This window comes from Caulobacter segnis, from assembly GCF_023935105.1.
Lineage (GTDB): Bacteria > Pseudomonadota > Alphaproteobacteria > Caulobacterales > Caulobacteraceae > Caulobacter > Caulobacter segnis_B.
On the sequence record NZ_CP096040.1, the window covers coordinates 1,554,011 to 1,571,765 of the forward strand.

Here is a 17,755-nt window from a genome sequence, read left to right on the forward strand (position 1 = left end):
GCCCGCCTGGCCCGGTGCGCCGCCCGTCAACGAAGACGTTGACGCTGGCCTCGTTCCAATTGTCTGATAAATCAGCCGGCCTCGATCCGGCGGGAGGGTGCGTATGAAGACGGTTCTGTTGGCCAGCGTGGCTTGGCTGGGTCTGGCGGGCGCGGCGATCGCCGAGGGGCCCAAGGTCCAGCCGGTGCAGGTGGACGCCTCGCGGCCGGACTGGGAGAACCCCGCGGTCTATGCGCGGGGCAAGCTGGCCGCCTCGGCGACCCACTTTCCCTTCGAGAGCCGCGCGGCGGCCCTGGCCGGCGACCAGACGAAGTCGGCGCGCTACCAGACCCTGGATGGCCAATGGAGCTTCAGCTTCTCGCCCTCGTCGGACGCGGTCCCCGAGGGCTTCGAGAAGCCGGAGTACGATGTGTCGGGCTGGAAGACCATCAAGGTCCCGGCCATGTGGCAGACCGAAGGCTATGACCAGCCGCGCTACAACAACATCACCTATCCGTTTCCGGCCAACCGGCCGCTGATCCCGCACGCCACCAACCCGGTCGGCAGCTATCGCCGGAGCTTCGAGATCCCGGCGACCTGGTCGGGCCAGGACGTCATCCTGCGCATCGGTGCGGCCGGCTCGGCCTATCGCGTGTGGGTCAATGGCCAGGAGGCGGGGTATTCCGAAGACTCCAAGCTGCCCAGCGAGTTCGACGTCACCAAGCTGCTGACACCGGGCAAGCCCAATACGGTGGCCATCCAGATCCACCGCTGGTCGGATGGCTCCTACCTGGAAGATCAGGACTTCTGGCGGGTCTCGGGCATCGAGCGCTCGGTCTATCTGAAGGCGGTCCCGAAGACCCACCTGACCGACCTCTTCGTCCATGCCGGCCTCGACAAGGCGTATCGGGACGGGGTGCTGTCGACCGATGTCCAGCTGACCCAGCGCAGCGCGCCGGTCACGGTCCGCATGACCCTGCTGGATGGCGACAAGGCCGTCCTCACCCAGGAGTCCAAGGTTGCCGCCGGCGCGGCTCGGACCGAAACCCTAAAGGCCAATGTCCCCGGCGTGCGTCAGTGGACGGCCGAGACCCCCAATCTCTACACCCTGCTGGTGGAAGTCCTCGACGCCAAGGGCGGCGTGATCCAGGCCACGCCGCAGCGCATCGGCTTCCGCACGGTCGAGATCAAGAACGGCCGGGTCGCCGTCAACGGCAAGCCGATCGTCATCCGTGGCGTCAATCGCCACGAGCACGATCCGGAGACCTTCCACGTCATCTCCGAAGCCTCGATGCGCCGCGACATCGAGCTGATGAAGCGCAACAACATCAACGCCGTGCGTACCTCGCACTATCCCAACGCCGAGCTCTGGTACGCCCTGGCCGACGAATACGGCCTCTATGTCATGGACGAGGCCGATATCGAGAGCCACGCCTACATGGACTACGCCAACAAGCACCCGGAACTGCGGCCCAAGCTGCAACTGGGCTTCGACCCGGCGTGGGAGGGCGCGCACGTTAGCCGCGTCATGAACATGGTCGAGCGCGACAAGAACCACCCCTCGGTGATCTTCTGGTCGCTCGGCAACGAGGCCGGTATCGGACCCAATTTCGAGAAGGCGGCGGCCCAGGCCCGCAAGCGCGATCCGTCGCGTCTGATCTCTTACCTGGGCTGGGGCACTCTGGACTGGGAGCACGAACCCAACGCTTACGTCGACATCTACGCGCCCATGTACGACGACATCGAGAAGATGGTCGACTGGGCCCAGGACCCGACCCGCACCCAGCCGATGATCCAGTGCGAGTATTCCCACATGCAGGGCAACTCGGGCGGCAACTTCAAGGACTACTGGGACACCATCTACAAGTACGACAAGCTGCAGGGCGGCTTCATCTGGGACTGGGTCGACCAGTCGATGTATCGCTACACCAAGGACGGTCGCCGCTATTGGGGCGACGGCGGTGAATATGGGCCCAATCCCGGTGGCGACGTCGAGTTCGGCGACGGCCTGACCCAGCCCGACCGCACGCCCAACCCGCACCTCTACGAGGTGCAGAAGGTGCTCTCGCCGATCCGGTTCGAGGGCTTTGATCCGGCGACGGGAACGATGACCGTGCGCAACCGCCATGACTTCCGCGACCTGTCGGGCTTTTCCTTCGAGTGGGCGCTGCTGGAAGACGGCGTCAGCGTCGCGTCCGGCGCGCTGCCGGACTTGGCGACCCAGGCCCGGGCGACGCAGCAGATCACCCTGCCGCTGCCCACGGCCCGCAAGCCGGGCGCCGAGTACTTCGTGACCGTCCGCGCCAAGGCCAAGGCGAACGCCGTGCCGTTGACGCCCGAGGGCTATGTCGTCGGCTGGGAGCAGTTCGCCCTGACCCAGCCGGTGGCCGCGCCCGCCCAGACCACTCAAGGGGCGGTCGCGCTGAAGGAGGCCGGCGACGCGGTCACCCTGTCGGCCGGTGGGACGATCCTGACGGTGGACCGCAAGACCGGCCTCGTTACCGCCTACGGCAAGGCCGGCGGCGCGACGCTGAGCGGCGGCCAGCCGAACTTCTTCCGGGCCGAGACCGACAACGACACCCTGACCGGCACGGTCTCGCAGCAGGCGGCTTGGAAGGCGATGACCAAGGATCGCCAGACGCGCGCCGTCACCGTCGACGCCAAGGCCGGCCGGGTCAGCATCGATCACGAACTGGGGGCCGGCGCGGCGCGCTTCGTCACGACCTACACCATGAACGGCGACGGCACGGTGGACGTGGCTGGCCAGCTGACGCCGCTGAAGGACGACCTGCCGCCGCCGGTTCGCGTGGGCCTGTGGTTCACCCTGCCGACCAGCGTCAAGACGGTGGAATGGTACGGTCGTGGTCCGCACGAAAGCTATGTCGACCGCAAGACCAGCGCGCCGATCGGCCTGTGGCGTGGAGCGATCGCCGCGCAGAACCATGACTACATGCGGCCCCAGGACACCGGCAACAAGGTCGATGTCCGCTGGATGGAAGTCTCGGGCGAGGGTAAGGGCCTGCGGGTGCGGGGCGAGACGCCGTTGATGATGAACGTCCTGGCGTTCCCCTATACCGACCTCTACCGCCGACCCGAGGGGACTTGGAAGTCGACTGACATCGTCCCGCGCGAGGCGGTCACCCTGCTGGTCGACGGCGCCCAGTGGGGCGTCGGCGGCGACACGGCCTGGAACCATGTCGGCCAGCCGCACATGACGTACCGCACCAAGCTGGAGCCGATCCGCGTCGCCTTCCGCCTGGAGCCGTTCGACGGCGAAGGCACGACGCCGGACAAGGCCGCCCACGCCGAGGCGACTCCGCCGCAGTGACCAGGAGGCGGCTCTAGCGGCGACCGCTGAGCTCGGCGCCGGCGTCCTTGTCGAAGCGGCGGTTCCAGATCGTCGCCGAGGCCGAGATCGCCGTGACGATCAGGAAGGCGACCGTGAAGTCCCCCAGCCGGGGCGCGGCGCGGTCGCCGGCTAGCATGCCGACGTGCAGCGCCAGCGCGCCGGTGCAGACGCCCAAGGACAGCATCAGCTGCTGGAAGGTGGCGTAGAAGCTGGTCGCCGCGCTCATCCGCTCGGGCGGGATCTCGTCATAGGCGATGGTGTTGTAGGCGGTGAACTGGAACGACATGCAGAAGCCGCTGGCCATCAGGGTCAGGAAGATCAGCGGCGTCGGCCAGCTGGGCCTGAAGAAGCCGCAGATGGCGTAGCCCGCCGTCGCCGCCAGGCCGCCGACGATCAGGCTGTCGCGGAAACCGAAGCGCCGCAGCAGGCGCGGGGCCAGGCTCTTCATCGCCAGGGAGCCGATGGCCCCGGCGATGGTGATCGTGCCGCTGACCGCCGCGCTCATGCCAAAACCCAGCTGCAGCATCAGCGGCAGCAGGAACGGCTGGGCGCCCTGGGTGATGCGGGTCAGCGAACCGCCGATCACCGACAGCCGGAACGATGGAACCTTCATCAGGCTCAGGTCCAGGATCGGCGCTTCACGCCGCCGAGCGTGGCGGATGTAGAGGGCGCCCGAGGCCAGGCCGATGGCGATCAGCATCAGGGCGTTGACTAGTTCGCCGCTACGGCTGGTCATCTCGAAGCCGAACAGCAGACAGCCCAGCGACACGCCCGACAGCAGGAAGCCGGTGATGTCGGTCCGCGCCGGCTTCTCGCCGCGTACCTCGTCGATGAACAGGGTGACCAGGACCAGGCCCAACACGCCGATCGGGATGTTCAGATAAAAGATCCACCGCCAGTCCAGATAGGTGACGATGAAGCCGCCGATCGGCGGACCGATGATCGGGCCGATCAGGGCCGGCATGATCAGCCACGACGTGGCCGAGACCATGTCCTGCTTGGCCACCGAGCGCAGCAGGACGAGGCGTCCGATCGGGATCATCATCGCGCCGCCCATGCCCTGCAGGAAGCGGGCGAGGATCAGGAACGGCAGGTTGGTCGCTTGGCCGCACAGCGCCGAGCCGGCGACGAAGATGACGATGGCTAGACGGAATACGGACTTGGCCCCGAAGCGGTCGGCGATGCGTCCGCTGGCCGGGATGAAGATCGCTAGCGCCAGCAGATAGGCGGTCAGGGCCGAGCTGAGGCTGGGGGCGGGGACGCCGAAGTCGCGGGCCATGGTCGGCAGGGCCGTCGCCAGCACCGTGGCGTCCATCTGCTCCATGAAGAGCGCACAGGCGATGATCATCGCCACGATGCGGTAGTCGCGGGCCTTGGGCGCTGCGCTGACCGGGGCTTCGGGGGTGACGGTCACGCCGCTGGCGGCGGGGACGATGCCGTCGCGGATCTCGGAATTGATCGACGCCAGGCCGCGCCGGCGCAACCTCACCATCTCCGCGCGGCCTCCTTGCGGATCACGATCGGCGGGGCGGCGGAAGGCGGGCGATCAGGCACGGACTTTGACTCGACGAGCGACGGCGTTCCTTCCCAGGCCCCCACATAGGCCCTTGCCGGCCGCGGGGGTAGGGGAGGAACGCGCTTTCGATTGCTCCGTCGTCGGATCTCAGGCTTCGGCGCGACGGAAGGTCTTCAGCGTCGAGGCGGCCAGGATCATGGCCGTCGCCAGCAGGGCGGCGTCGACGATCCAGCCGATCGGGTCGGCCATCTGGCCGGCGTGGAAGCCTGCGTGGGTCACGGCGACGAGGGCGATCAAGCCGGCGCTGATCCGACGCAGGGCCAGGGAGATTCCGGCCGGCGTTCCCACGACGGCCGAGGCGCAGGCCGCCAGGGTGGCCAGGCCCCAGACCGCGACGACGGGCGGGGTGGGCGAGAGCAGGGACACCAGGGCCGAGAAGGCGTAGGCCACGGGCTGGCTCCAGACGAAGGCGATCCACACCCGCTCCCAGCGCGGGGCCGGCCGGCCCTTGTCGCGGCGACGGGCCAGCCAGATGGCGACGCCGCTGGACGTCACCGCCGTCAGCCCCAAGCCCAGCAGCAGATAGGCGACCTTGACGGGCCAGCCGCCGAACCAGCCGAAGTGCAAGGGGGTCATGGTCGACAGGACGCGCATGCCGACCGAACCGCTTTCATAGCCGACCTCGCCCAGGATCTTGCCGGCGCCGTCGACCACCACTGTCTCGCCGCGCGACAGGCGGCCCTGGGTGACCAGATTGACGCTGGCGTGCTGGCCGGTTTCACCGGGGTGCTCGATGAAGAGATAGTTCGGGCGCGCGTTCGGATAGCGGGCTTGTAGCGTGGTTAGGATCGCGGCAACGTCGACGACCTTGGCGGCCGGGCGCGGGTCGTCCTTGACGGTCGGGCCTCGGAACAGGGCGTAGGCCTTGCTGGTGTCGCCTTTGAAGGTGGCGACGGCCAGAACGCCGACGATGATCACCGTCAGGCCCAGGAAGGCGCCCGTCAGCGAGACCACCAGGTGAAAGGGCAGCCCCCAGACCGAGATGCGGTTGTGCAGGTCGGCCTCCTGCAGGCGCTTGGAGCCACCCCAGCGGAACGCGAAGGCGTCCTTGAAGACGCGCGGGTGTGACAGCACGCCGGAGACCAGCGAGGACAGCAGGGCCACGCCCGTCAGGCCGACGATGAAGCCGCCCCAGGCGCGGGGCAGGTGCAGGACGGTGTGCAGCTCGGCCTGGAACTCGGTCCAGGGCTGTTTCTCGTCGGCCACGAGCTTGCCGGAGGCGTCGGCGATCCAGGTGTGCTCGCCGCCCTTGGCGTCGTCGCCGTGCACGGTCAGGCGGGGATGGGACGGCTCGGGCAGGCGGACGAAGAGGTCGTGGGCCTTGGGATTCTTGGCCAGCACCGCGCGGAAGGCGGTGTCGGCGGCTTGGGGCGTGACCTCGTGCAGCACTGGGCCGGACGGCTGCTCCCAGCGGCCGTACTCGTAGGTGAAGACGGCGATCGAACCCGAGAAGCAGACCAGGTAGATCAGCGCCGCGAAGGCCAGGCCCAGGGCCGAGTGGCCGGCCAGCATGGCGCGGACGAATTCGGCGGGAACCTTGGGCCAGATCGGCTTGCCGGCGGTCCCGGGCCTGGTCGGTTTCGCGGGCGCGGTGGTCGAGCCGTCCATCACAGGGCTCCCTTCAGGAAGGCCGCGCCCAGGGTGACGACCGACACGCCGGCCAGCACGGCGAAGGCGCGCAGGATCTTGTCGTCCGACAGCGTCCAGGCCATGCCGCCCGCCCACAGGAACGGCACCATCAGTCCGCCGATGACCATCCGGCTCTGGATCTGGCCGGGGGCGCAGATGGCCACGGCCAGGCCGCAGCCCAGGGCGGCGATGCCGGCCAGCGGTCCGGCCAGGAAGCCGCGCAGCCAGCCGCGCCAGACCACGCGGCGGCGGTCGGACGGCTCCGGCGCCAGTTCGCGCTGGGCCTTCTTCCTGGCGTTGCGGCGCTCGACGCCGGCGGCCACCAGGGCCAGGGCGACGGCCGAGCCGAGGGCCAGCATGGCGAAGGGACCGCGCCCTGGGCCCATCAGCGGGACCGACGCGGCGATGGCCAGGACCAGCAGACTCCAGCCGGCCAGGATGAACTTGGGCCGCTCAGGGCCCGCAGTGTCCCAGGCGCGCTTCAGCAGGTATGTCCCCGCCAGTGGCAAGGGCGCCAGGGCCAGACCCCAGAGCGCGCTGTCGAGAGAGGCGCTCACCAGCGGGTCTCCAGCGTCAGACCAACGATGCGCGGCTCGCTCAGCAGGGCCACGCCGGCGTCGGCGCGGTCGTACTGGCTGTACGTCGCGTTCAGCAGGTTCTTGCCATAGACGTACGCGCCCCAGTGCTCGCGCTCATAGCCGAAGCGTCCGTTGAACAGCAGGCGCGACTTGACCACGCCGTCCTGGCTCTGGACCATCCCGGCCTCCGAATAGGCCTTGGCGCGGTAGTTGCCGTCCAGGTGGGCGATGAAGCCGTTGTCCCAGCGATAGTCGGCGCCCGCCGCCAGGGTCCAATGCGGCGCGTAGGGGAATTCCGAGCCCGACAGGTCGCGGGTGTCCGAGCCGCTGCTGACGGTGAATGCGTCGAACTTGGTCCGGGTGTAGCCCAGCGAGGCGTACCAGGAGAGTTGCGGCGTCACCCGCTGGGCGATCTCGGCCTCGAAGCCGTAGAGGTGCGACTTGCCGGCGTTCTCGACCTGGAAGTCGTAGCTGTTCAAGCCCAGGTTCACCGTCACCTGCTGGTCGGTCCAGTCGACATAGAAGGCGTTGGCGTTGACCGTCAGGCTGCCGTCCAGCCAGGCGGTGCGCAGCGAGGCCTCGTAGTTCCAGGTGTATTCCGGATCGTAGGCGACGACGGTCGAGCGCGCCTGGTTCACCGTCGAGCCGCCCGAGCGATAGCCCCGCTGTGCCGTCAGGCTCGTGCTGATGTCCTGCGTCCAGGCGTACTTCAGCCCGACCTTGGGCAAGAAGGCGTTGAAGGTGCGGGTGTCGGCGGGGGCGTTGGAGCCGGCCTGGGCGACCATGTTGGCCACGAAGGCGTTCACCTGGGTCACGTAGGGCGCATAGGCGCCGAAGGCCGCCGGACTGGGATAGGTCCCCGTGAAGGTCGCCTTCTGAGTCGTGGCGATGGTGTTCTTCTCGTGGTCGTAGCGGAAGCCGCCCAGCAGGGTCAGCCTGTCGGTCAGGGCGAAGCTGGCGTCGGCGAAGATGGCGCTGGTCTCGACCTGGTTGGGCTGGTCGCCAGCGTAGCTGACCGGCACCACCGGCAGGGCGGCGATGTAGAGGTTCGCGAAGGCGTTGGCCTGGGCCGCGGCGGCGGCCTGCTGGGCGGCGGTGGGCGACGGCGCGCCGGCCAGTAGGGTCGAGGTCAGCACGCTGACCAGGGTGGCGCGCGGGAAGGCGACATTGACCTGGCTGGCCAGGAAGTCCTGGGTGTCGCGCTGGGAATGCCACAGGCCGATCAGGCCCTTCAGCCGCTCGCCCTCATAGTTCAGCCGCAGCTCCTGCGACGTGGTGTCGGTGTCCTGGTTGTGCTGGCCGTACGAGGTCCGCGCCGGCAGGAAGTCGATGTCGTAGGTGGCGTCGGTCTTGACCGTGTTGAACGAGGCGATGGCGTTCAGGGTCAGCTTGTCGGTGAGCGCGTACGAGATGTCGGCGGTCAGGATGTCGGTCTTGGCCTTGGTGCGGCTTGGGTCGCCCGACAGGTCGATGCGGTGCTTGTAGTAGTCGGGCCGGTCGACGCGCGAATAGGTGAACTGGTAGCCCGCGTCGCGATCGTTGTGGGCCACGGTCAGCATCGCCCGCAGGCCCGGCAGGGCGGTGGGCGTGAACAGCAGCTTGCCGCGGATGTACAGATTGTCGACCGCGTCGATGTCGCGCTTCAGGGTCGGGTTGTAGATGAAGCCGTCGCTGTCCTTCTTCTCGGCCGCGACGCGGAAGGCCAGCTGGTCCTGGACGATCGGACCGCTGACGGCCAGGGCGAAGGTGCGCTCGTCGCCGCTGGCGATGTTCACGCGGGCGCGGCCCTGGAAGGTCTGGGTCGGGTTGGCCGAGGTGATGATCACCGCGCCGGCCAGCGAATTGCGGCCCTGCAGGGTCGACTGCGGTCCGCGCAGCACCTCGACCTGGCCGATGTCCCACATCTCCAGCGGGCCGCTGTAGGTGGCCTCCATCGGCAGAGCCGCGCCGTCGACATAGATGGTCGCCAGGCCGCCGGTGCCGCCGCCCGAGACGTTCATGTTGCTGACGCCGCGAATCGTGAAGCCGGTCTTGCCGTAGGTCTCGCTCATGTTCGCTGTGCGGGCGACCACGTCGTAGAAGGTCTGGATGTTCTCGCGCTCGATCCGGGCGGCGGTGGTCACCGCGACGCTGGTGACTGTCTGCTGCAGGCTGCGATTCGACTTCTCGCCGGTGACGACCACGGCCTCGACGGCGGTCGCCTGATCGTCGGCCGTCGCCATCGGGGCGGTCTCGGCCGCCCAGGCGCCGTGCGCCGCAAAGAGACCGAGCGCACTGGCCGCCAGCAACATCCGCTTCATCAAACTATCCCCGCCACAAAACCCGTGGGAGGGCGCTTACTTTGGCTTGATTATGCGAGTCAATCTCATTCGCATAATCATGGGGCGTGACGATCTACAAATAGCGCATCCACGGCCAGGGACTGGCGCGCTTGACGGGGCCGAACCAGCGGCAGGCGAACCAGCAAGGGATCGCGACCAGCACCGCCAGCAGCCAGATCGCGCCGACGCCGGGCAGCGCCCAGGTCTCGCCCTGGTTGGGACCGAACGCCAGCCGCGCCGCCAGCTGCAGCAGGTGCAGGGCGTAGAGGTGGATCAGGTAGAAGAACAGCGGGGCGGCGCCCAGCACCGCCAGCGCGCCGACCAGACGGGCGGGCGCCTTCTCCAAAGCCGCCAGCATCAGGGCGCCGACGCCCAGGGTCAGCAGCAGGAAGTCGGCCGATGGCGGGTACTTGGTGAAGTTCAGCCAACTCATGACCGTCCTTCCGGGGCTGGACCCGACGCTCCAGGCCAGCGGCTCGCCGTACAGGTTCGTCGCGCGCAGGATCGACAGCAGGACCAGCATGGCCAAGCCGGCCAGGACCAGGCGGTCGCGACGTTCCGACCAGGCGCGAACGAACCAGGGCCCGATGGCGTAGCCCAGCGCCGCCACGCCGATCCAGGGCAGCAGCGGATACGAGGTCCGAGCCCGCGCGCCCCAGGGCAGCTCGATGAAGTCGCGATCGTGCAGCACCGCCCAGAGCGCGTGGTCGGGCTGTTCGGGCGCGACGGTGATCGGATCCAGCAGGTTGTGACCCAGCACGATCACCAGGCCGACCGCGATCAGCCAGAGACGGGGCAGGCGGACCAGCGCCGAGAGGGCGATCATCGACAGGCCGATCGCCCAGATGACCTGCAGATAGATCGTCTTGGGCGTAAGCGAGAAGCTCCAGGCGAAGCTGACCAGGGTCAGCTCCAGCGCCACCAGGAACAGACCGCGCTTCAACAGGAAGCCCGAGGCCGCCCCATGGCCCCGTTCCGCGCCGCCCTGCTTCTGGCCATACAACCACGCGCCCAGGCCTGTCAGGGCCACGAACACTGGCGCGCAGAAGTGAGCGGCCAGGCGCGTGAAGAACAGGGCGGGCTCGGTCTTCTCCACGTCCATCGGGTCGGAGACCTGGGCGTGGATGAAGAAGAACTCCCGCACGTGGTCGACCATCATCAGCAGCATCACCAGGCCGCGCAGGGCGTCGATCGAGCGGATACGGCCGGCGGCCGAAGCGCCCAGCGAGGAGGTGGTTGACAGCGTCATGGTCCATTGCGTAGCTGTTATGAAATAACATTACAACGGAGTTTCTCCTTGCCCCTGTCGTGGAGCTGCGCGAGCGCGTGCCTGCTGGCCCTGGCCGCCCCGGATTCGGCCGATACGGCCGTCGCCGTCGAGCCCGAGGCCCATGCGGTGGGGAAGATCGTCATCCTGGGCCGACGCGGCGCGCCACGCGACCTGACCCTGGGGGCGGGCGAGGTCACCCAGGCGACCTCGCCGTCCAGCCGCTCGGTCGAGCGCGATCTGCTGGACGCGGTCGGCGCGGGTCGCCTGGCCGACGCCCTGGAGCTGACCAGCGGCGTCAGCCAGCAGAACAACCGCGGCGGCTTCATGGACAACTTCGCGATCCGGGGCTTCCTGGGCACGCCGGACGGCGGGGCCGAGTACTATGTCGACGGCTTCCTGGCCAACCGGGGCCTGGCCCCGCCCCGTGACCCGGCCACGGCCGAGCGGATCGAGATTCTGAAGGGGCCGGCCGGCGCGCTGTTCGGCGACATCGATCCGGCCGGCCGCGTCAACATCGTCTCCAAGACGCCCCGGTTCGACCGCGCCGCCAGCGTCGCGGCCACGGTCGGCTCGTTCGGCCTGCGCCGGGGCGAGGTCGATGTCACCGGATCGCTGGGCGAGACCGTCGCGGGCCGCCTTGTCGTCGCCGACGAGAAGAGCGACGGCTGGCGCGATCATGTCGACCTGCATCGCCGGGCCGTGGCGCCGTCCCTGACCTGGAAGCCGAGCGACGCCCTGAGGGTGATCTATGTCGGCGAATTCACCACCTTCGACGCGCCGTTCGATCGCGGCGTGCCGGCGGTGAACGGTGACGCGCTGGCCCTGCCGCGCTCGCGCTTCTACGGCGAGCCAGGCGATGGGACGACACGCTTCCGCAATGAGCGTCAGCAGCTGACGAGCGAGGCCCGCCTGTCATCCGACTGGACCCTGACCGCCGGCGCGGCCTGGCGCGAGGGCTCCATGCACGGCTTCTCCAGCGACCAGTCGCGGCTGGTGGGCCGTACGCTGTGGCGTCAGCGGCGCGAGCGCGACTACACGGTCGAGGACCTGTCGGGCCGGATCGAGCTGAACGGCCGCGTCGGCGCGCACCGACTGGGCGTCGGGCTCAAGGGCTATACGATGGACTATCGCGAGAAGCTGCTGCGCCGGAACCCCAGCGCTACGGCGCCCCACGCGATCGACATCGACAATCCCGTCTACGGCGGCCAGGCCCTGTCGCTGCTGCCGTTCACCGACAACCGCGAGACCCGGAAGGTGGCGACGCTCTACGTCCAGGACCTGTGGCAGGTCTCGGAGAAGCTCAGCCTGGTCGCCGGTCTGCGGGCCGACGCGTACCGCCAGAAGATCCGCAACAACCGCACCGGCGCGGTCGGCGAGACCAAGGACCAGCCCGTCGACTACCGCCTGGCGGCGCGCTATCGGCTGGGCGACGCCTGGACCGCCCACGCCAGCTACGGCCGCTCGTTCCTGCTGAACTCGGGCACCGGCCGGAACGGCCAGGACTTCGCGCCGGAAGAAGGCAAGGGCTGGGAGCTGGGCCTCGCCGGGGCCTGGCCGGGCGTCGACCTGGCCGTCACCGCCTTCGACATCGACAAGCGCAACATCCTGGCCAACGACCCGGTGGACGCCAGCTTCCTGGCTCCGGTCGGCAGGCTGACCAGCAAGGGCGTCGAGCTCGACGGCGCGTTCGAGGTCACGGCCGCCTGGAAGGTGGTGGTCAACTACGCCTGGACCCGCGCGCGGGCCGACGACGTCGCCTTCGCCACGCCCGACGTGCTGGACGTGCCCGAGCACCAGGGTGGCGCCTTCGCGGTCGGGCGGTTCGACACCGGACGCGGGACCACCTGGTCGCTGACGCTCGGCGCGGCCTATGTCGGCGATCGGGCCGGGGCGCTGGACGGTAGCGGGCTGCGGCTGCCAGCCTACTGGAAGGCCAAGGCGGCGCTCGCGTACGGCCTGACCCCCGGCCTCGACCTGAGGCTGGACGTCGACAACCTGTTCGACGCGCACTACGCCCAGAGCAGCTACAGCCCGGTCTGGGTGTTCCCGGGCGCGCCGCGCACGGTGCGGGCGACGCTGCGGGCTCGGCTCTAGGCTTTCGGGGCGGCGGTCGAGGCGCGCGGGACCAGGGTCAGCTCGGCGTTGACGTGGCGCGAGGTCTCGTCGTCGCCATCGTGCCGGGCGAGGTTGGCGGCCATCGACACGGCGGTGGCGGCCATGTCGGCGATCGGCTGGCGGATGGTTGTCAGCTCGGGCCACACCGTGGAGGCCACGGGCGTATCGTCGAAGCCGCCGATGCTGAGCTCGCTGGGCACGTCCAGGCCCAGGCCGTGAGCCACCGCGCTGACGGCGGCGGCCATGTCGTCGTTGGCGGCGAAGATCGCCGTGGGGCGCTTGCCCGCGCCCAGCAGCTGGCGCGCGGCGTCCAGCCCCGAGCGGTAGGTGAAGTCGCCCTCGGCCACGAAGGCGTCGGGAACCTTCAGGTCCGCCTCGGCCATGGTCGCGCGGAAACCGTCCTCGCGGCGGCGGGCGGTGGAGTGCCGGGCGTCGCCACGGATGAACGCGATGTCGACATGGCCCAGGTCGATCAGGTGCCGGGTCATCATCCGCGCGCCTTCGTAGTCGTCGACGAAGACCGAGGCCTTGTCGGGACGCGGGGCGGCGGTGGCGAAGCTGACCGAGGGCACGCCCTCGCTCTCGAGATAGGCGAAGACCTCCGGATCGTCGCACAGCGGCGGCGGCAGGACGATGGCCCGCACCCCCGCCTCGACCAGCTTGCGCACGGCGGCCAGTGGGGTCGGGTGGGCCGGGGTCGGCTCGATCAGCAGCTGGCTGCCGCTGGCGCTGGCTTCCTTGAACGCGCCCATGAGGAAGTTGCTGAGGTTCGACGAGTTCGGGTTCGAATAGAGCAGGCCGATCTGGGCGATGCCGGTGCGGGTGGCGCGGGCCAGGGCGTTGGGGCGATAGCCCAGGGTCTGGATCGCCGCGTTGACCCGCTCGCGGACCTGGGCGCTGACATGCGGATAGTCGTTGACCACCCGCGAGGCCGTCATCGACGAGACCCCCGCGTGGCGCGCCACGTCATGGATGGTGGGCGTGTGCCGCCGCTGTCCGCTCAAGATCGCCCTCGCAATTGGCGCGACTCTCTCATGGGCGCGCCTGGTCGGCACTCTATCGAAGTCGGCGCCTCCCTGTCCAAGCGCTCGCGCGCGGATCGCCGCCGCCTGTCGACGATGGCTTGCCAAGGTCGTCGTAGTCGGTTCTGATATCGTTATCACAAATCGCCGCCGCGAGCCGTCGGCGTGAACGAAAAGCCGTTGGGGAAGAAGCGTGTCGGGAACAGATCCTGCGAAATCCGGAAAAGCGAATGGCCGTGGTCCCGCGCGGCGCGGGGTGCTGGCCGGAGCCGGCGCGGCGCTGCTGGCCGGCCCGGCCTGGGCCAAGGGCGACGGACACGAGATCGTCTCGCCGGACGGCCGCCTTCGCCTGCGACTGGGCCTGGGCGCGAAGGGGCCGGTCTGGAGCGTGACGCGCGCTAGCAAGCCGATCTTGGCCGCCAGCCCGATGGGCCTGGTGACGGCCGACGGCCAACGCCTGGGTCATGGCGCGCGTGTCGCGGGGAGCAGCCGCCGGCGCGAGGGTGGTGACTGGGTTCCGCCCTATGGGATCCGCCGACGCTACGACCAGACCTGCTCGGAGCTGACGGTCGAGTTCGTCCAGCCCGACACCGGCGTGCGCTTCGCGGTGGTGGCGCGGGCCTATGACCGCGGCTGCGCGGTCCGCTACGTGCTGCGTCACGCGCCTGGCGGGGCCTTGAAGCTGAAAGGCGAGGCGACCGGCTTCGTCCTGCCACCTCGGACCGTCGTCTACGCCAGCCGCGACGAGGGTGAGTACTATCGGACCGCCTCGGCGGACGTCGGCCCCGCGCCGCATCCGGCCCTGACCGCCAGCTCGGACAAGGAGACGATGGCCGACCTGCCGGTGACCGCCTTGGTCCCCGGCGCGGCGGTGCTGATCGCCGAGTCCGACCGCCTGGACTATCCCCGCGCCATGCTGAGGGCCCAGGGTGGGACCCTGGTGACGCACATGATGCGCTATCCGGCCCGGGCCGACGGCTATTCGGGACCCGGCGACACGCCGCCCGAGGACAGCTTCGACTTCGCGGTCGGCCAGGCCAGCCCCTGGCGCGTGCTGGTGGTCGCCGACAACGAGGCGGGCCTGGTCGAGCGCGCCGACCTGATCACCACCCTGGCCAGTCCCAATCGCCTGGGCGACGTCTCGTGGATCAAGCCAGGCCGCGCGGTGCGGGTGCGCAAGCCCTACGGCATGGCCGGGACGATGGACGTCATCGCCTTCGCCGCCGCACGCAAGCTCGACTACATCGAGTTCGACGCCCACTGGTACGGCGACGGCACCGACCCCAGTGACGCCACCCAGGCCATTCCGGCCCTGGACATGCCGGCCATCGTCGCCGCGGCGCGCGCGAAGGGGCTGGGCGTCATCCTCTATGTCGACCGCGTGCCGGTCATGCGCCAGCGCGACGCCATCCTGGCCACCTACAAGGCCTGGGGCGTGGCGGGGATCAAGTTCGGCTTCGTCTGGGAAGGGCGGCAGTCGGACAACCGGTTCATCGCCGACCTGGTCCGCGCGTGCGGCGAGCACAAGCTGCTGGTGAACCTGCACGACAACCTGCGTCCGGCCGGGCTGGAGCGGACCTATCCCAACTACGTCGCCCTGGAGGGCGTGCGCGGCAACGAGCAGTTCCCGACCGCGCGCCACAACGTCACCCTGCCGTTCACCCGGGCCGTGGCGGGGCCGATCGACTACACCATCTGCTACGCCCACGCGCGCAACCAGACGACCAACGCCCACCAGCTGGCGATGGCGGCCGTCTACTATAACCCGCTGACCTTCCTCTATTGGTACGACGCGCCCGAGAAATACGCGGGCAAGCCATGGCCGGAGCTGGCCTGGTTCGACGAATGCCCGACGACCTGGGACGAGACCCGGGCCCTGGCCGGCAAGATCGGCGAGTACGTCGTGGTGGCCCGCCGCAGCGGCGATCGCTGGTTCCTGGGCGCGATGACCAACGAGACGCCGCGCGTGCTGAAGATCCCGCTGGATTTCCTGGGCAAGGGAACGCGCCGGGCGCGGGTGTTCGCCGACGGCGAGGCCGGCGCCCCGGCGAACCAGACGCCGGTGATGGTCTCCGAAAGCCGCGTGGATGGGACCGGTATCCTGACCCTTGACCTCAAGCCCAGCGGCGGCCAAGCCGTGCTCTTCGAAGCGGCTGAGACCGGGGCATGAAGAAGCGATCGATCCTGTTGGCCCTGGTCCTGCTGAGCGCATCGCCGGCCCTGGCGGCCGAACAAAAGGCTTGGCTGCCCGACCAGGGCGACGGGACCTATCGCAACCCGGTGCTGGCCGGAGACTATTCCGACCCCGACGTGGTGCGGGTGGGCCCGTATTACTACCTGACCGCCTCGTCGTTCACGAACACCCCGGGCCTGCCGATCCTGCGTTCGACCGACCTGGTCAACTGGACGCTGATCGGTCACGCCCTGACCGACATCCCGCCCGTCGCCCACCACAGGACGCCCCGGCGCGGTGGCGGGGTCTGGGCCCCGGCCATCCGGCATCACGGCGGCAAGTTCATGATCTACTACCCCGATCCGGACTTCGGGGTGTTTCTGGTCACGGCCAAGGACCCGGCCGGGCCGTGGTCCGAGCCGGTGCTGGTCGACGACGCCAAGGGCATGATCGATCCCGCGCCGTTCTGGGACGACGACGGCCAGGGCTGGATGGTCCATGGCTGGGCCCGCTCGCGCGCCGGCTTCGCCAACGTCATCAGCCTGCGCCGTCTGAACGCCGCCGGCGACAAGGCGGTGGGCGAGCGACTCAAGATCATCGAGGCCGACACCCTGCCGCCGGTGAAGACCTCGCGCGGACCGTTCCCGTGGATGACCACCGAGGGGCCCAAGCTCTACAAGCGCGACGGCTGGTACTACGTCTTCGCCCCTTCGGGCAGCGTGAAGGGCGGCTGGCAGGGCGTGTTCCGGTCGCGCAAGCTGACCGGTCCCTGGGAGGGCCGCGACGTGCTGGACCAGGGCAAGACCGAGGTCAACGGCCCGCACCAGGGCGCCTGGGTCACCACCCCGACCGGCGAGGATTGGTTCCTGCATTTCCAGGACTACGACTCCTACGGCCGTCGCGTCTGGCTGGAGCCGATGGTCTGGAAGGGCGGCTGGCCGGTGATCGGCGCGGATGCGGACGGCGACGGCATCGGCGAGCCGGTGCTGGTCCACAAGAAGCCCAAGAGCGCCGCCGCCCCGGCGATCACCGCCCCCGTCGACAGCGATGCGTTCGACGGCAAGCTGAACCTGGGCTGGCAGTGGAATTCGAACGCGCAGGCCGACTGGGCCGACTTCAAGGCCGCGCCGGGCAAGCTGCGCCTGAAGTCGATCTCGGGCTCGGAGAACCTGTGGGAGGCCGGCGCCGTCCTGACCCAGAAGCTGCCGGCCGAGCGCTTCACCGCCACCACCAGGCTGACCCTGACGCCGCGCGCCGTGGGCGAGCAGGCGGGCCTGGTCATGTTCGGCGCCGACTACGCCTGGATTGGCCTGCGCAACGGCAAGGATGGGCTGTCGCTAGTCCGCGTCGATCGCCCGGGGGCTGACGCCTCCAAGCCGCAGCGCGAGACGACGGTGCTGGAGAAGGCGCCTGACACGGTGTGGCTGCGCCTGTCGGCCGAGCCGACGACGGTGGCCGAGCCGCCGCCGGGCTTCACGCCGTTCTGGCCCTCGATGCTGCGTTCGGTCCACGCCAAGGTGAGCTTCAGCTACAGCCTGGACGGCGTGACCTACCAGCCGGTGGGCGAGCCATTCGTCAGCAAGCCCGGCCGCTGGGTCGGCGCGCAGATGGGCGTGTTCGCCCAGGCGCCGGCCGGAACGCCGTCGAACACCTCCACCCGGATCGGCTGGGCGGACGTCGAGAACTTCCAGGTCGGTCCCTAGACGGCGACGCCGGCGATTTGATCCCGCGCCGGCGCCTGCT

The 17,755-nt window shown here is 69.4% G+C and carries 10 protein-coding genes; 4 read left to right on the top strand and 6 right to left on the bottom strand.

Features of this window, described 5'->3' with window-relative positions; all coding sequences use genetic code 11:
* Positions 1-103 precede the first annotated feature (103 nt).
* A complete protein-coding gene (locus MZV50_RS07640; RefSeq protein WP_252633818.1) occupies positions 104-3,307 on the top strand; it encodes a glycoside hydrolase family 2 TIM barrel-domain containing protein in 3,204 nt (1,067 codons plus the stop codon).
* Between the two features lie 13 nt (positions 3,308-3,320).
* Here the strand turns inward: MZV50_RS07640 and MZV50_RS07645 are convergent, their stop codons facing one another.
* From MZV50_RS07645 to MZV50_RS07665, 5 genes are all read right to left on the bottom strand, one after another.
* Positions 3,321-4,820, bottom strand: coding sequence for an MFS transporter (locus MZV50_RS07645; RefSeq protein ID WP_252633819.1), 1,500 nt, complete (start codon positions 4,818-4,820; stop codon positions 3,321-3,323).
* A gap of 171 nt (positions 4,821-4,991) precedes the next feature.
* Positions 4,992-6,512, bottom strand: coding sequence for a PepSY-associated TM helix domain-containing protein (locus MZV50_RS07650; RefSeq protein ID WP_252633820.1), 1,521 nt, complete (start codon positions 6,510-6,512; stop codon positions 4,992-4,994).
* A complete protein-coding gene (locus tag MZV50_RS07655) occupies positions 6,512-7,090 on the bottom strand; it encodes a hypothetical protein (RefSeq protein WP_252633821.1) in 579 nt (192 codons plus the stop codon). The genes MZV50_RS07650 and MZV50_RS07655 overlap by 1 nt, the downstream gene beginning before the upstream one ends.
* A complete protein-coding gene (locus tag MZV50_RS07660; protein ID WP_252633822.1) occupies positions 7,087-9,411 on the bottom strand; it encodes a TonB-dependent receptor in 2,325 nt (774 codons plus the stop codon). The genes MZV50_RS07655 and MZV50_RS07660 overlap by 4 nt, the downstream gene beginning before the upstream one ends.
* Before the next feature lie 94 nt (positions 9,412-9,505).
* The gene (locus tag MZV50_RS07665) at positions 9,506-10,681 is read right to left on the bottom strand and encodes a DUF1624 domain-containing protein (RefSeq protein ID WP_252633823.1); all 1,176 of its coding nucleotides are present in this window, start codon (positions 10,679-10,681) and stop codon (positions 9,506-9,508) included.
* 48 nt (positions 10,682-10,729) lie between these two features.
* Here MZV50_RS07665 and MZV50_RS07670 point away from each other — a divergent pair, with 48 nt between their 5' ends.
* Positions 10,730-12,796 (top strand): TonB-dependent siderophore receptor, encoded by a 2,067-nt coding sequence (locus MZV50_RS07670; protein ID WP_252633824.1) that lies wholly within the window; start codon positions 10,730-10,732, stop codon positions 12,794-12,796.
* Here the strand turns inward: MZV50_RS07670 and MZV50_RS07675 are convergent.
* Positions 12,793-13,821: a LacI family DNA-binding transcriptional regulator gene (locus MZV50_RS07675; protein WP_252633825.1), complete on the bottom strand. Its 1,029-nt coding sequence runs from the start codon at positions 13,819-13,821 to the stop codon at positions 12,793-12,795. The genes MZV50_RS07670 and MZV50_RS07675 overlap by 4 nt on opposite strands.
* A 274-nt stretch (positions 13,822-14,095) precedes the next feature.
* Here MZV50_RS07675 and MZV50_RS07680 point away from each other — a divergent pair, with 274 nt between their 5' ends.
* Both MZV50_RS07680 and MZV50_RS07685 read left to right on the top strand, forming a co-directional pair.
* Positions 14,096-16,009: a glycoside hydrolase family 97 protein gene (locus MZV50_RS07680; protein ID WP_252633826.1), complete on the top strand. Its 1,914-nt coding sequence runs from the start codon at positions 14,096-14,098 to the stop codon at positions 16,007-16,009.
* Positions 16,006-17,715 carry a glycoside hydrolase family 43 protein gene (locus MZV50_RS07685; RefSeq protein ID WP_252633828.1) on the top strand — a complete coding sequence of 570 codons (1,710 nt, stop codon included), beginning with the start codon at positions 16,006-16,008 and terminating at the stop codon, positions 17,713-17,715. The genes MZV50_RS07680 and MZV50_RS07685 overlap by 4 nt, the downstream gene beginning before the upstream one ends.
* The last annotated feature ends 40 nt before the right edge of the window (positions 17,716-17,755 follow it).